The organism is Amycolatopsis sp. lyj-109 (assembly GCF_046548995.1).
Classification (GTDB): Bacteria; Actinomycetota; Actinomycetes; order Mycobacteriales; family Pseudonocardiaceae; genus Amycolatopsis.
This window is the reverse complement of the sequence record NZ_JAJPWR010000002.1, coordinates 622,999-636,841: the sequence shown is the minus strand read 5'-3', so window position 1 is coordinate 636,841 and position 13,843 is coordinate 622,999. Positions and strand designations below refer to the sequence as shown.

Here is a 13,843-nt window from a genome sequence, read left to right as displayed (position 1 = left end):
CCGAGGAGAATTTGGTGTCCGACAAGAAGGTGCTCTTCACCGGGGGCGGTGGCTTCATCGCCGCGCACGTGATCCCGCTGCTGCTCGAAGGCGGCTACACGGTCCGGATCTTCGACAACATGACCCGCGGCGACCGTGCCCGCGTCAACGAGTTCGTCGCCACCGGCCAGGTCGAGCTGGTCGAGAAGGACGTCCGGTACGGCGGCGCGGTGCGCGAGGCGATGCGCGGCTGCACGCACGTCATCCACTTCGCGACGGTGTCGATCAACAAGTCGATCGCCGACCCGCACGAGTCGATCGACATCAACATGATCGGCAACCACAACGTGTTCGCCGCGGCCGCCGACGAGGGCGTCGAGCGGCTGGTGTTCGCCTCGACCGCGTCGGTCTACGGCGACCCGAAGCGGCTGCCGATGCACGAGGACGACGAGCTCAAGCCGCTCACGCCGTACTGCATCTCCAAGCGCGCCGGCGAGGACCTGCTCGGCTTCTACGAGCGCCAGAAGGGCCTGTCCTGGAACGCGCTGCGGTTCTTCAACGTGTACGGCCCGGGCCAGAAGATCGAGGCCTACTACACGTCGGTGATCAACCACTTCATCCAGCGCCTGCGCAACGGCCGGCCGCCGATCATCGACGGCCGCGGCGATCAGTCGATGGACTTCGTGCACGTCACCGACCTGGCGCACGCCGTCGTCGCGGCGCTGGAGTCGGAGAAGGCGAACGTGCCGATCAACATCGGCACCGGCATCGACACGTCGATCGCGGCGCTGGCCAAGATCCTCATCGAGGCCGTCGGCGTCGACGTCGAGCCGCTGTTCAACGAGCGTGACGTGCTGGTCTCGCGGCGCGCCGCCGACATCAGCCGGGCGCGGGACGTGCTGGGCTGGGAGCCGCGGATCACCGTCGAAGACGGCATGCGGGATCTGGTCAAGGAAACGGAGTGACTACTACCGCGGGGCCGGCCCGAGGACGTGCGATGCGCATCGCGGTGGTGAACAACTTCTTCCCGCCGCGGGTGGGCGGCAGCGCGCACATGGCGGCGTCGCTGGCGGCCCAGTTCGCCGCGGCCGGGCACGAGGTCCTGGCGATCACCGCGGAGTACGCCGACGCCCCGGCGGAAGAGGAGCGCGACGGCTACCGCGTCGTGCGCTTCCCCGCGGTGAAGATGCCGCAGATCGGCCTGTCGATCGACTTCGACATGAGCTTCGCGTCGCTGAGGCCGGGCAACTGGCGGCGGCTGTGGAAGCTGCTGGACGAGTTCCGGCCGGACGCGATCCACCTGCACGGCCAGTTCTTCGACCTGTCGTGGCTGGCCGGCATCTGGGCGCGGCGGCACGACGTCCCGACGCTGCTGACCATCCACACCCTGCTGATCAGCGACAACAAGCTGTACGGCGGCGTGTTCCGGCTGCTCGACGCGGTCCTGGTGCGGCCGATCCTGGCGTACCTGAAGCCGAAGTACATCATCCTCGACAAGCTGGGCGTCGACTACTGCGTCGTGCGGTACGGCACGAGCGACGCGAACTCGGAGTACTTCCCGATCGCCGTCGACACCGGCCACTTCGCGAAGCCGGTGGAGAAGGACGTCCGCGCGGAGCACGGGATCGGCGACGCTCCGCTGATCGTCTCGCTGGGCCACGTCATCCCGCTGCGCAACCGGCTGCCGCTGATCGAGGCGCTGCCGTCCATTTTGGACAAGCACCCCGGCGTCCGGGTGGTCGTCGTCGGCCGCGTGTACCACGACGCGTTCCTGAAGCGGGCCGCCGAGCTGGGCGTCTCGGACGCACTGATCGTGACGGGCGCGGTGCCGAAGGAGGACGTCCCGGCGTACTTCGCGGCGGCGGACATCGTCACGCACGACCTCAACGGCGGCTGCGGCACGGCGTCCCTGGAGGCGATGCTGTCCGGAACGGCGACGATCGCGTCGGTCACCGAGGACAACTACCCGGGCATCGAGCTGCGCAACGGCGAGAACGTGCTGCTGGTGCGCCCGGATGATGCGGAAGCGGTGGCCCGCACGGTGATCGGGCTGCTCGACGATCCGGAGAAGCGGGCCCTGATCGCCCAGCGGGAGAGCGAGATGGTGCGGTCGAACTTCGGCCTCGACGTCGTCGCGGAAGAGCACCTCAGGACCTTCGAAAAGCTGGTGTCGGAAGCCGATGTTCTTCGATGACGAGCGCAGCCACCGGCTGCGCCCGCAGATCCTGACCGAGCTCGTCTCGCAGTACATGAACGACGCCGAGCGTGCTCAGTTCTACGGGCTGCCCTCGACGTGCCGCGTCCGCGAGCGCGTGAAGATCATCAGCCCGGAGAACCTGAAGATGGGCGACCACTGCTGGGTGGGTGAAGGAGCGGCCCTCGACGCGAGCGGCGGCCTGGAGATCGGCGAGCACACCAGCATCGGGCTGAACACGCTGATCTTCACGCACTCCAGCTGGCTGGCGAACATGACGCTGCAGAACCATTCGGGCAGCGACCTGATCGAGCGCAAACCGGTCAAGATCGGCAAAGGCTGCTTCATCGGCGGCCTGGTGGTGATCATGGCGGGCGTGACGATCGGCGACTTCGCCACGGTCCAGCCGAACTCGGTGGTGGCGAAGGACGTCCCGCCGCGGACGCTGGTGGCGGGCAACCCGGCGCGGGTGTTCCAGCGGTACGACGAGGAGTACATCCAGTCCGAAGTGGACCGGGTGCGGGCGGAGAACGCGCGGCGCCGGGAGATCGCGGAGTCGCACGGGCAGGACACTTCGGGCTGGGGAGCCCCATCGGGCGACTACTCAGCGGAGTAGCGATAGGACAAGCTGGCGTGAGGAGCTTGCGGACGAGTACTGGGCGCTGAGCGAAGTCGAGATCGTCGTTTCCGAAGCGCCGTTGACCGTCCGTTCGCCTGACGTCGCTCATCATCGACCTGGACGCCCTCACCGCCCGGCGCGCCCAGCGGCCCTGACGTGGATGACGGCGGCACCGGCGCCGAACGCCGGTACCGCCGTCGTGAAACCGCCCGATCCTCCCGGCGGCGAAGTCCTCCGCACGGAACCGCACGATCCGCGCGCAGCACACAATCTAGTACTCAGTGACCGAGCGCGAGATATCGGTTACGCAACGTTTCATCCGTGGCCGACGCCCGTGTCGCCCGCCGGGAGCTCGGTGCCTGCCGCGTCGAAGGCCTGGAGGTTCTCCGGGTCGGCCACGCCCGGGTCGAACCAGAACACCACCACGTTCGGGTCTTCGCTCCAGCGCGCCTGGTGCGCCACCCCGACCGTGCCCCGGATGCGGGCGGTGATCTTCGCCGCCGGACCGTAGTAGTAGCCGAACGTCGGGACGTCGTGGCCGCCGACGTTCATGCCGGCGGCCACCGCGTGGAAGCCCGGTGCCTTGTCCGAGCCCGACGTCTCGTTCGTGGCCACCAGGTTCGTCAGCCCGCCCGCCGCGTCGCGCGCGCCGGCCATGATGCCGAACGTCGTTTCCGGCAGCCGCGGCAGCTGCACCGGCACGCCGTAGAACACCACGTCACCGAAGCCCGACGGGATGACGTCGCCCAGCGCCGGGGTCGTGACGGCGGCCGCGGCGGCCGCGGTGGGCACTGGCGTCGCCGCGTTCGCTGAGGCCGGGACGCCGGACAGCAGCACCGCCCCGGCGACTGCGCCGGCGGCGGCTGCGACGGCGGCGACGAGAATGCGCTTGCTCATGGGCTATCTCCCTCAGTCGGCTCCCGGTGCGAGCCGGGAGCAAGATCGTCCACACCCAGTACGCGCGTAACCTCGAAAAGGTTGAGAAGCAACCTTCCGGCGCTTCGGCCGTCGCTGGGAAGGACGAAACGAGGTGACGCATGGCGCGGGGCGACGAGGAGTTCGCGGAGTTCGTCCGCGTGTCGTCGGCTCGGCTCACGCACGCCGCGTTCCTGCTCACCGGGGACCGCCACCAGGCGGAAGACGCCGCCCAGACCGCCTTCACACGCACCTACGCCGCCTGGTCGCGGGTCCGGCACAAGGACGCCTACGGCTACGCCCGGACCGTCCTGATGAACCACGTCATCGACGGCTGGCGGCGCCCCATCCGCGAGTACGCCACCGAGGCGATGCCCGAGCGACCGGACCGCCTCGACGTCGACAAGGCCGTCACCCAGCGCGCGTGGCTGACCGCGGTGCTCAAGACGCTCACCGACCGCGAACGCGCCGTCGTCGTGCTGCGGCACTTCTTCGACCTGCCGGAAGCCGACGTGGCCCGTGAGCTCGGCGTTTCACTGGGTACCGTGAAGAGCACGAACTCGCGGGCCTTGGCCAAGCTGCGGGTCGAGGCGGACCCGGAAGACACGCTGATCGGGAGGAGCGGGCGGTGAACGATCTCGACGACTTCCGCGCCGCCCTCCGGCAGCCGCCCGAGGAGCCCTTCGCCGAACCTGACCTGGCCGCGATCATGGCCGGCGGCACACGCCTGCGCCGTCGCCGCCGCCTGCTGACCGGGACCGCCGGGGTCGCCGCCGCGGCCGCCGTCGTGCTCGTCGTGGTGTTCGCCATCCAGCTGCGGCAGCCCGCGCCCGCGCCGGTCGCGAAGCCGCCGTCACCGGCCGTGTCCACGACGTCCCCGACGCCGCCCGCGGAGAAGGCGATCGGCGACGTCGTCGGCACCGGGATCCGGACTCCCGCCGGGGAGATCGTGATCTACGCGCGGACCGTCACCCTGCCGGGCATCCGCTTCGGCCTGGTGGCCGGCTTCCGGTCCGGGACGTCGCTGGAGCCCGTGCTGGCGACGAACGAGACCCGCGGCTCCGACCGGTCGTTCGGCTTCCACGCCACCGACGGTGGCGACGTGATTCGCGACCAGCTCATCCCGGTCTTCGGCTACTTCGCCGGCCCGGCGGCGAAGATCACGACCACGGTGCACGGCCAGACCGTCGAGGCGCACCTGGCCAAGTGGACCGCCGACCCCGAGGTGGTCATCTTCTGGTTCAGCCCCGACGCCGTCCCCGACTCCGCCGTCCTGACGCCGCTGATCGCCTACGACGCCGACGGCAAGCGGCTCACCAAGTAGGCGGGTGAGTTGGCCGTTCCATCGGGTGAGTTGGCCGCTCCGGTGCCCGAATTGGCCACTCCGTGCGGCCCTAGGCGACCCTTCTCACCCGGAAAGCCGTCTCCAGCTCGCCCAGAACAGCCTCCGGGCAGGTGAACACGGCCTTACGGGCGCGAATGACGATCCACCCCCGCTCGCTCATGCGGTGATCGCGAGTGGCGTCTTCGGCGGCGCGGTCCTCGTGCGCTTCGTAGCCGTCATATTCGAGGGCGATACGCAACGACGGCCACGCCAGGTCGAGGCGATACAAGAGCGTTCCGGACAGACTCAGGATCTGGTATTGGGGTACCGGGGCGGGGAAACCCGCATGGATCACCAGTAACCGCAGCCGGCTTTCCTGCGGAGACTCCGCTTTCCCCGAACCGAGGCAGAGCAGTGATTCGGCGATGCGGGTCCCGCGGCGGTCAAGGCGGTCGGCCAGATACCGATCGACCTTCGCGACCAACGTACGGGCCTGCTTGTCGTCGAGCCCGGAAAGGGCCTGGTCAAGACAGGCGAGAGCACGCCAGGGCGGAGGGGAACACAGGACGTCGGCGACCACCTGTTGGAGCTTGAACACCGGCATGCCATGCCGTTCGACGACGTCCCTGCCGGTGAAATGGCCGTGGTGAACGACGAGACCGCGTTTGGACTTGGCCCAATGCGAGTACGGGACGGTCACGTGCACGTCCGTGGTCGCCATGACACTGCAGCCGTGCAGGGCGGCTGCAGTGTCATGGGAAAGGACGGCTTCCGGGCCGGCGGCGAGCAACCCGGCGGATGCCAGGGTGAGCGGATCCAGCGCGCGATTGCCCAGGATGACCACGCCCCGCCACGGCTGGACCAGGGATCGGTTGCCGAGGGCGGCCAGCAAGGCCTGGTTGCCGATGGCATCGCGTACTTGCTGACGGGTCGCGGCGCCGTGCCGGGCAGGAAAAAGCGTGTCCACGTGACACAGCATGCATCGAACTCATGACCGTGGGTGATCGCTCGCGAAATCTGTGGACAACTTTGCCCGATGTGGACAACTCGGAGCGGCCAACTCGCAGACCGGTGCGGCCAACTCGCGGACCGGAGCGGCCAACTCGCTGACCGAGCTAGGCGGCGGCCTGCGTCAGGACCTGCTCGACGACGTGGTGCGACGGCAGGATCAGGTCGCGCTCGGCGTCGGCGTCGATCTTGCCTTCGAGCAGGTCGCAGAACCGGTCCAGTTGGGTCGCCAGCGGCTCGCGGGCCGTGACGAGCTCCGGGATCTCGATGACCGTCTGCTGCCGGTAGCCGAGGCCGTCCGGGGTGACGGAGTCGTGCGAGATGTGCCGGTAGATCGTGACGTCGCGGCGCAGCAGGTCGATCTCGATCAGCCGGTCGAGCTCCGACACCATCAGCGACCGGACCTTCCGCTGCCCCAACCGGGACGCCGACACCGTGGCCAGGCCGGTCGGGAACGACAGGACCGTCTCGATGGTGTCTTCGGCGCCCTCGGCCGACGACGGGTGGAAGTACCCCGCGCCGGACGTCACGCGCGCCGGCGTCGCGCCGCCGAAGAACTGGATCGCCAGGTCGACGTCGTGCACCAGCAGGTCCCACGCGACGCCGGTCTTGATGCGCGGCGCGTACGGGCCGTGGCGGCGGGCCATCAGGTGGATCGGTTCCTGCACCAGCGCCCGCGCGGTCATGACCGCCGGGTTGTAGCGCTCCAGCAGCCCGCACATCAGCGGGATGTCGTTCTTCGCCGACAGCGAGACGATTTCCTGGGACTTCTCGAAGCTGTTGCAGACCGGCTTCTCGACCAGCATCGGCTTGCCCTGGCGGAAGATCTCCTGCGCCAGGTCGTAGTGCACCTCGGTGGCCGAGGCCAGCACGACAGCGTCCACATCGGACAGTTCGCCGATCTCGGGCGTCCACTGCGTTTCGTACCGCTCGGCGACGGCCTTGCCCGCTTCCTCGCGCGGATCGATCACGCGGACCAGGTCGACGCGCTCGTTCCCGGCGAGCACGCGGGCGTGGAGGGAACCCATGTTCCCGGTACCGACAAGAGCGATCCGATGCGTCATGCGCCCAGTACCTCGCGAACGGTTTCGATGATGGTGTCCAGGTCGGACTCGGTCAGGTGCGGGTGCACCGGCAGCGACAGCGCCTGCTGCGAAACGGCGCGAGCCACCGGGAAGTCCTCGACACGCGCGCCCGGGATCAGGTCGTGACCCGCGTAGCAGTCGTAGTCGAAGACGATCTTGGGGTAGTAGATGCCGTTGCCGATGCCGCGCTCGGTCAACGCGGCGGCGAGCTCGTCGCGCGAGAGGAACGCGTGCGGCCCGACCAGCACCGTGTACTGGTGCCACACGTGCTCGCGGCCCGGCAGCACCTGCGGGATGTCGAGGCCCGGCGTGCCGGCGAGGCCCTCCGACAGGCGCTTCGCGTTCGCCTGGCGGGCGGCGGTCAGCTGGTCGAGCTTTTCCAGCTGCGGAATACCCACCGCGGCATGCAGGTCGGTCATCCGGTAGTTGTGCCCGGCGACCTCGTACTGGTAGCGGGCACGCATGCCCTGGTTGCGCAGCACGCGCAGCTTGTCGGCCAGCGCGTCGTCGTCCGTGGTGATCACGCCGCCCTCGGCGGTGGTGATGTTCTTCGTCGCGTACAGCGAGAAGCAGCCGATGCCGAACGAACCGGCCTGCTTGCCCTCGAACGACGCGCCGACGGCCTGCGCCGAGTCCTCGATCACCTGCAGGCCGCGCTCGGCGGCCAGGGGCGCGAGCTTGCCCATGTCCGCCGTCTGGCCGTAGAGGTGCACCGGCATGAGGACCTTCGTGCGGTCCGTCACGGCCTTGGCCACGGCGTCGGGGTCGATCGCGAAGTCGTCGCGCCGGATGTCGGCGAACCGGACGGTCGCGCCGGCCTCGAGGATCGCGTTCAGCGTCGCCACGAAGGTGAACGGCGAGGTGATGACCTCGTCACCCGGCTTCAGGTCGAGCACCTGCAGGGCCGCGACCAGCGCGGTGGTCCCGTTGTTGACGGCGATCGCGTGCTTCGTCCCGGAGACCGCCGCAAAGGCGTCTTCGAAGCGCTTGACCATCGGTCCCTGTGCGATGGCGCCGGAGCGCAGCACCTCGACGACGAGGTCCTCCGCGTCGCGGACGTCGACCACAGTGATGGGGATCATGGGCAGTCTCTCTCGGCAGGCGATTTCGGTGCGTCCGGTACAGTGAGCCGCCGGTTCTGCGCCCGGCCGCCCTGCAGCAACGCGGGCCACACGTTACCGGGCGCGGTAGCACGCCCAGTACCCAGCCGCCGACGAACGGATACCCGCCCGTGGCCAACCGCATCCACCCGACCGCCGTCATCGGCGAAGGCGTCGAGCTCGGCGAGGACAACGTCATCGGGCCGTTCGCGGTGATCGCCGGGCCCACCCGCATCGGCGACGGCAACTGGATCGGCCCGCACGTGACGATCGGCACGCCCGGCGAGGACCGTAGCCGTCCCCATCCCGCGGCCTGGGAAGACACACCGACCGGTGACCCTGATCACGATGGCCACGGGGTGGTCATCGGCAGCCGCAACCGGATCCGCGAGTACGTGAGTGTCCACCAAGGGACCTGGCGGACAACGACCGTCGGCAGCGGCAGCTACTTCCTCCGCAACTCCCACATCGCACACGACTGCCTGGTCGGCGACGGCGTCACGATCGCCTCCAACGCCGTCACGGGTGGCCACTGCCACATCTGGGACGGCGCGAACCTCGGCATGGGCGCGATCCTGCACCAGACGGTCGTGATCGGCCCCGGCGCGATGGTCGGGATGGGCTCGGCGGTGCGGCGCGAGATCGGCGCGTTCACCATCGCCGTCGGCAACCCGGCCCGCGTCACCGGCGTGAACGTCGTGGGCCTGTCCCGCCGCGGTCTCGACGAGGAGACGATCGAGGCCCTCGGGCCGTGGCTCAAGGGCAAGGAAGGTCTCCCGGACGTCACGCTGCCCGAAGACCTCTCTACCTTGGTAAAGGCGTGGGACGCCCGCCCGCGCGAAGAGCACTAGGAGCTGTCAGATGTCGGAAGTCGCCCCCAAGCTGCGCGAGGTCTTCGTCGAGGCACTGGACCTCGACGGCGACGTGGACGTCGAGAACCTGAAGTACCGCGAGATCGAGGCGTGGGACTCGGTCGGCCACATGGCGCTGGTCGCGGCCATCGAGGACGAGTTCGACGTCGAGTTCGACACCGACCAGGTCATCGACATGTCGAGCTTCAAGGTCGCCGTGGACATGGTCACCGAGCTGCAGTCGAAGAATGACTGATTTGTCGGGTCGTGTCGCGCTCGTCACCGGCGGGACGCGGGGGATCGGCCTGGCCACCGCCCGCGCGTTGGTGGAGTCGGGCGCGACGGTGGTGCTGACCGGACGTGACGAGGCTCGCGCCAAGGAGGCGGCCGCCTCCGTCGGCGCCTCTGGGCTCGCGCTCGACGTCACCGACGCGAAGGCGGTGTCTTCGCTGGTCAGGGGTGTCGCGAAGGAGCATGGCAAGCTCGACATCGTCGTCGCGAACGCCGGGATCATGGAGGACGCGCTCCTCGGCATGATCAAGGAAGAGCTCGTCGACACCACGCTGAGCACGAACGTCGCCGGCACGCTGCACACCGTCCAGGCCGCGGCCCGCGCGATGATGCGGAAGAAAGCCTCGCCCGCCGGCGATAGAGGCACAAGCACAGCCGCGATCGTCGTTTTGGCTTCAATCGTCGGCGAGCACGGAAGCGCTGGTCAGACGGTGTATGCGGCGTCGAAAGCGGCCGTTGCGAACATCGCGCGGTCGGCGGCGAAGGAGCTCGGCCGGTCCGGCATCCGCGTCAACGCCGTCGCGCCGGGCGTGATCGAGACCGATCTCACCGCGGGCCTGAGCGAAGACGCGAAGGCCCAAAACTCGGGCCGGACGCCGCTCGGGCGCCTGGGCCGGCCCGAAGAAGTGGCGAACGCGATCCGGTTCCTGGTGAGCGACGAAGCGTCGTTCATCACCGGCCAGGTGCTGGGGATCGACGGAGGCTTGGTGCTGTGACGTTGCTGGGTGCGGGAGCTCGGCTGGTGGACGTGGCCGGGGGCCGCACGCTGGCGGGCGCGGAACTGTCGGCCGGAGTCGGCCGCGCGATGGAGGCGCTGAGCGCGCTGCCGACCGGTGTCGTGTTCGCGCGGATGTCGATCGATCTGCCGAGCGTGCTGACCTACCTGGGCGCGTTCGAGTCCGGGCGGGCGATCGCGCTGATCGACCCGGCGCTGGACGCCGACGTGCTGGCCGGGCTCGTTTCGCGGTTCCGGCCGGCGGCCGTGCTGTCGGCCTCCGGCGACGCGCCCGACGGCTACACCGCGCAGGGCGCCGACTGGGTCCGCACGTCGGCCGAAGGTGTCGTGCCGCACCCCGACCTCGCCGTCCTGCTGCCGACCAGCGGATCGACCGGCAACCCGAAGCTCGTCCGGCTCTCGCGCCAGGCGATCCTCTCGAACGCCGACGCCATCGCGCAGGTGCTGCACATCGACGCCGACGAGGTCGCGCCCACCTGCCTGCCGCTGCACTACAGCTACGGCCTGTCGGTGCTGAACTCGCACCTGGTGCGGGACGCGACCGTCGTGATCGAGCCGTCCGGCGTGCTCGGCCGCGGCTTCTGGGACGCGGTGAACACCTACGGCGTCACGTCGCTTTCGGGTGTCCCGTACCACTACGAAATGCTGCGGCGGCTCAAGTTCGACCCCGCGAAGTACCCGACGCTGCGGACGCTGACGCAGGCCGGCGGGAGGCTGCGCGACGAACTGATCGCCGAGTTCAACGCCAAGATGCTCGCCGTCGGCGGCCGGATGTACGTCATGTACGGCCAGACCGAGGCGTCGCCGCGGATGACGACGGTGCCCGCCGAAAAGCTGGCCGAAAAGCTCGGTTCCGCCGGGCCGGCGCTGCCGGGCGGGAAGTTCGCGGTCCGCCGGGACGACGGCTCGGAGACCACGCACCCGAAAATTGTCGGTGAGGTCGTCTACCGTGGGCCCAACGTGATGATGGGCTATGCGGACGACGAGTCCGGACTGGCCAAGGGCGACGAATACGGCGGCGTGCTGGCCACCGGTGACCTCGGGTACGTCGATGAAGAGGGCTACCTCTTCATCACCGGGCGGCTCAAGCGCATCGGCAAGGTGTTCGGCAACCGCGTCAGCCTCGACGATCTCGAGCAGGCCGCGCGCACCGCGGCGGTCGGGATCGACGTGGTGGCCGCGGTGGCCGCCGGGGACAAGGTCGTGCTGTTCGCCGAAGGGGTGGACAAGGACATCTGCAAGGACGCGTCGCGGGCGCTGTCCGAGCGGCTGCACCTGCACGTCAGCGGGTTCGACGTCCGCCCGATCGACACCGTGCCGCTGCTGGCCAGCGGCAAGATCGACTACCGGACCTTGGAGGGGCGGGTATGAGGGAGCTTGCGAGCGAATCATTCAACACAGCGCTTGCCGCTCAGGCCGACCTGAGCGTCAGCGAGGTCGGCGCATGAGCGTGTTCACGCGGTCGCGGGCCGATCGGGAAGCCTTGCTGCTGCCCGAGCTGGCTTCGCTCACCGCCCACCACCGGGCGAATTCCGAGGGCTACGACCGGATCCTTTCCTCGCTGGGCATCGCTTCGGACGCGCGTTTCGGCTCGATCGCCGACCTGCCGTGGCTGCCGGTGCGGATGTTCAAGACGCACGACCTCAAGTCGGTCCCGGACAGCGAGGTGTTCAAGACGCTGACGTCGTCGGGCACCACCGGCGCGGGCGCGTCGCGGATCTACCTCGACAAGGAGGCGGCGGGCGCGCAGACGAAGCAGCTGGGCGCGACGCTGCAGGAGGTCCTCGGCGGCGAGCGGCTGCCGATGCTGATGGTCGACACGATCGGCATCATCAAGAACCGCCGCTCGTTCTCCGCGCGCGGCGCGGGCGTGCTGGGCATGGCGAACTTCGGCCGCAAGCACACCTACGTGCTCGACGAGAACGACCAGCCGGACATCGAAGCGGTCAAGAAGTTCCTGGCCGAGTACGGCGACAAACCCTTCCTGATCTTCGGCTTCACGTTCATGGTGTGGCAGTACCTGTACGAGGTCGCGCGGGACCACGGTCTCGACCTGTCGAACGGCACCCTCATCCACTCCGGCGGCTGGAAGAAGCTGATCGACCGCGCGGTCGACAACACCGAGTTCCGGCGGCGGTTCAAAGAGGACACCGGCCTCACCCGGATCCACAACTACTACGGGATGATCGAGCAGATCGGCACCGTGTTCCTCGAAGGCCCGTCCGGGAACTCGCTGTACTGCCCGGACTTCGCCGACGTCGTCATCCGGAACCCGGAGACGTGGGAAGAGCAGCCGGTCGGGGAGCCGGGCGTGATCGAGGTCGTCTCGACGCTGCCGCGGTCCTACCCGGGCCACGTGCTGCTGACCGAAGACCTGGGTGTCTGCAACGGCATCGACGACGGCGACTGGCCGGGCAAGCACTTCTCCGTGCTCGGGCGGCTGCCGAAGGCGGAGGCCCGCGGATGTTCGGACACGTTCTCGGGAGCGGCGGCATGACTTCTCTGACCCAGCGGTTCCCCGCTGCTCCGGCGGTTTCCGTGAGTGACTTGGCCGACCAGCTGCGCGCCGAGCCGCCGGGTGGCCGGTTGAAGGTCGGCGACCCGCGGATCATCGAGTTCGTCACTAAGTTCGCGCGCAAGCTGCTGGCCCCGGCCACCGCGCGCCGGTTCCCGGAGCTCGCCTCCCTCGGTTTCTTCCTGCGCAAGGGGGAAATCGCCAAGGCATTGTCCACTCTGGACACTTCGGGGAACGCGCTGCGGTTCCCGCGCGGGCTGGTGTTCCACGTGCCGCCGGCGAACGTCGACACGATCTTCGTCTACTCGTGGGCGCTGTCCGCGCTGGCGGGCAACCACAACGTCGTGCGGGTCTCGTCGCGTTCGGCCGGGGCGGCCGAGGCGGTGCTGGAGGCGCTGAACGCGGCACTGTCCGAAGTGGACCCTTCGACCGCCGCCGCGATCACGGCGACCCAGCGGATGGTCACGTACGACCGCAGCGACGAGGTGAGCGGCGCCCTGTCGCTGGCCGCCGACCTGCGCGTCATTTGGGGCGGCGACGGCTCGGTCGCGGCCCTGCGGAAGTACCCCCTGGCGCCGCACGCGCGTGACCTGACGTTCCCGGACCGCTCGTCTTTTGCCGTCGCGTCGGTGGCGGGCTGGCAGCGCGCGTCCGCCGAAGAGCGTCGCGCGGCCGCCGAGGGCTTCTACAACGACTCGTACTGGTTCGACCAGGCCGCCTGCTCGTCGCCGCGCGCGGTGTTCTGGGTCGGCGACGAAGCCGGAGCGCAGGCCGCGGGGAGCGAGTTCCGGACGTTGCTGGCGGCGGTGCTGGAGACGAAGCAGCACGTCACCGAGCCCGCGATGGCGGTCCAGAAGCGCGTCTCGGCGTACGGCGCGGCGGTCGACGGCCTGGTCAAGGAGATCGAGTTCCAGGGCAACGGCCTGGCGACGCTCGAGCTGACCGACCCGGCGGTGCTGCCGCGCGAGTGGCTCGGCGCGGGCACGTTCGCCAACGCGCGGGTGTCCTCGCTGGCGGATCTGGTGCCGATCGTCCTCCGGAAGGACCAGACCGTCAGCCAGTTCGGTTTCACGGCCGAGGAGCTGACGGCGTTCGCGCACGAACTCGCGGGCCGCGGCGTCGACCGGATCGTCCCCTTCGGCTCCGCCCTGACCTTCTCGGCGGTGTGGGACGGCTACGATCTGCTCTCCGAGTTCAGCCGCCTGGTCACGGTGCAGGCCTGAGGA

The 13,843-nt window shown here is 69.2% G+C and carries 15 protein-coding genes; 11 read left to right on the top strand and 4 right to left on the bottom strand.

The features are described 5' to 3' along the window. The first annotated feature begins 14 nt into the window (after positions 1-14). From ACLJQF_RS06880 to ACLJQF_RS06870, 3 genes are read left to right on the top strand one after another with little or no spacing between them, the layout of a single operon-like run. Positions 15-944, top strand: coding sequence for an NAD-dependent epimerase/dehydratase family protein (locus ACLJQF_RS06880; protein ID WP_410607344.1), 930 nt, complete (start codon positions 15-17; stop codon positions 942-944). A 32-nt stretch (positions 945-976) separates the two neighbouring features. Continuing rightward, entirely contained in the window at positions 977-2,173 is a 1,197-nt protein-coding gene (locus ACLJQF_RS06875) for a glycosyltransferase family 4 protein (protein ID WP_410607343.1), read from the top strand. Beyond that, positions 2,160-2,789 carry an acyltransferase gene (locus ACLJQF_RS06870; RefSeq protein WP_410607342.1) on the top strand — a complete coding sequence of 210 codons (630 nt, stop codon included), beginning with the start codon at positions 2,160-2,162 and terminating at the stop codon, positions 2,787-2,789. The genes ACLJQF_RS06875 and ACLJQF_RS06870 overlap by 14 nt, the downstream gene beginning before the upstream one ends. A gap of 318 nt (positions 2,790-3,107) precedes the next feature. On the opposite strand, the gene ACLJQF_RS06865 is transcribed toward ACLJQF_RS06870, so the two are convergent. Then, entirely contained in the window at positions 3,108-3,689 is a 582-nt protein-coding gene (locus tag ACLJQF_RS06865; RefSeq protein WP_410607341.1) for a hypothetical protein, read from the bottom strand. Between the two features lie 140 nt (positions 3,690-3,829). Here ACLJQF_RS06865 and ACLJQF_RS06860 point away from each other — a divergent pair, with 140 nt between their 5' ends. After that, the gene (locus ACLJQF_RS06860) at positions 3,830-4,339 is read left to right on the top strand and encodes a SigE family RNA polymerase sigma factor (RefSeq protein ID WP_410607340.1); all 510 of its coding nucleotides are present in this window, start codon (positions 3,830-3,832) and stop codon (positions 4,337-4,339) included. Then, positions 4,336-5,031 carry a hypothetical protein gene (locus ACLJQF_RS06855; RefSeq protein ID WP_410607339.1) on the top strand — a complete coding sequence of 232 codons (696 nt, stop codon included), beginning with the start codon at positions 4,336-4,338 and terminating at the stop codon, positions 5,029-5,031. The genes ACLJQF_RS06860 and ACLJQF_RS06855 overlap by 4 nt, the downstream gene beginning before the upstream one ends. A gap of 70 nt (positions 5,032-5,101) precedes the next feature. Here the strand turns inward: ACLJQF_RS06855 and ACLJQF_RS06850 are convergent, their stop codons facing one another. The 3 genes from ACLJQF_RS06850 to ACLJQF_RS06840 all read right to left on the bottom strand — a co-directional run bounded on the left by ACLJQF_RS06850 (position 5,102) and on the right by ACLJQF_RS06840 (position 8,206). After that, positions 5,102-5,998, bottom strand: coding sequence for a DUF559 domain-containing protein (locus ACLJQF_RS06850; RefSeq protein WP_410607338.1), 897 nt, complete (start codon positions 5,996-5,998; stop codon positions 5,102-5,104). Positions 5,999-6,146: 148 nt separating this feature from the next. Then, entirely contained in the window at positions 6,147-7,103 is a 957-nt protein-coding gene (locus tag ACLJQF_RS06845; protein ID WP_410607337.1) for a Gfo/Idh/MocA family protein, read from the bottom strand. Continuing rightward, positions 7,100-8,206: a DegT/DnrJ/EryC1/StrS family aminotransferase gene (locus ACLJQF_RS06840; protein WP_410607336.1), complete on the bottom strand. Its 1,107-nt coding sequence runs from the start codon at positions 8,204-8,206 to the stop codon at positions 7,100-7,102. Before ACLJQF_RS06840 ends, ACLJQF_RS06845 begins: the two co-directional genes overlap by 4 nt. Before the next feature lie 149 nt (positions 8,207-8,355). Between ACLJQF_RS06840 and ACLJQF_RS06835 the strand changes: the two genes are divergently transcribed. The 6 genes from ACLJQF_RS06835 to ACLJQF_RS06810 all read left to right on the top strand — a co-directional run bounded on the left by ACLJQF_RS06835 (position 8,356) and on the right by ACLJQF_RS06810 (position 13,840). Then, the gene (locus tag ACLJQF_RS06835; RefSeq protein WP_410607335.1) at positions 8,356-9,075 is read left to right on the top strand and encodes a UDP-N-acetylglucosamine acyltransferase; all 720 of its coding nucleotides are present in this window, start codon (positions 8,356-8,358) and stop codon (positions 9,073-9,075) included. Between the two features lie 10 nt (positions 9,076-9,085). Next, positions 9,086-9,331 carry an acyl carrier protein gene (locus ACLJQF_RS06830; protein WP_247059911.1) on the top strand — a complete coding sequence of 82 codons (246 nt, stop codon included), beginning with the start codon at positions 9,086-9,088 and terminating at the stop codon, positions 9,329-9,331. Next, positions 9,324-10,082 (top strand): SDR family NAD(P)-dependent oxidoreductase, encoded by a 759-nt coding sequence (locus ACLJQF_RS06825; protein WP_410607334.1) that lies wholly within the window; start codon positions 9,324-9,326, stop codon positions 10,080-10,082. The genes ACLJQF_RS06830 and ACLJQF_RS06825 overlap by 8 nt, the downstream gene beginning before the upstream one ends. Then, positions 10,079-11,473, top strand: coding sequence for an AMP-binding protein (locus ACLJQF_RS06820; protein WP_410607333.1), 1,395 nt, complete (start codon positions 10,079-10,081; stop codon positions 11,471-11,473). Before ACLJQF_RS06825 ends, ACLJQF_RS06820 begins: the two co-directional genes overlap by 4 nt. 73 nt (positions 11,474-11,546) lie before the next feature. After that, positions 11,547-12,599 (top strand): acyl-protein synthetase, encoded by a 1,053-nt coding sequence (locus ACLJQF_RS06815; RefSeq protein WP_410607332.1) that lies wholly within the window; start codon positions 11,547-11,549, stop codon positions 12,597-12,599. Continuing rightward, positions 12,596-13,840 (top strand): acyl-CoA reductase, encoded by a 1,245-nt coding sequence (locus ACLJQF_RS06810; RefSeq protein WP_410607331.1) that lies wholly within the window; start codon positions 12,596-12,598, stop codon positions 13,838-13,840. Before ACLJQF_RS06815 ends, ACLJQF_RS06810 begins: the two co-directional genes overlap by 4 nt. The last annotated feature ends 3 nt before the right edge of the window (positions 13,841-13,843 follow it).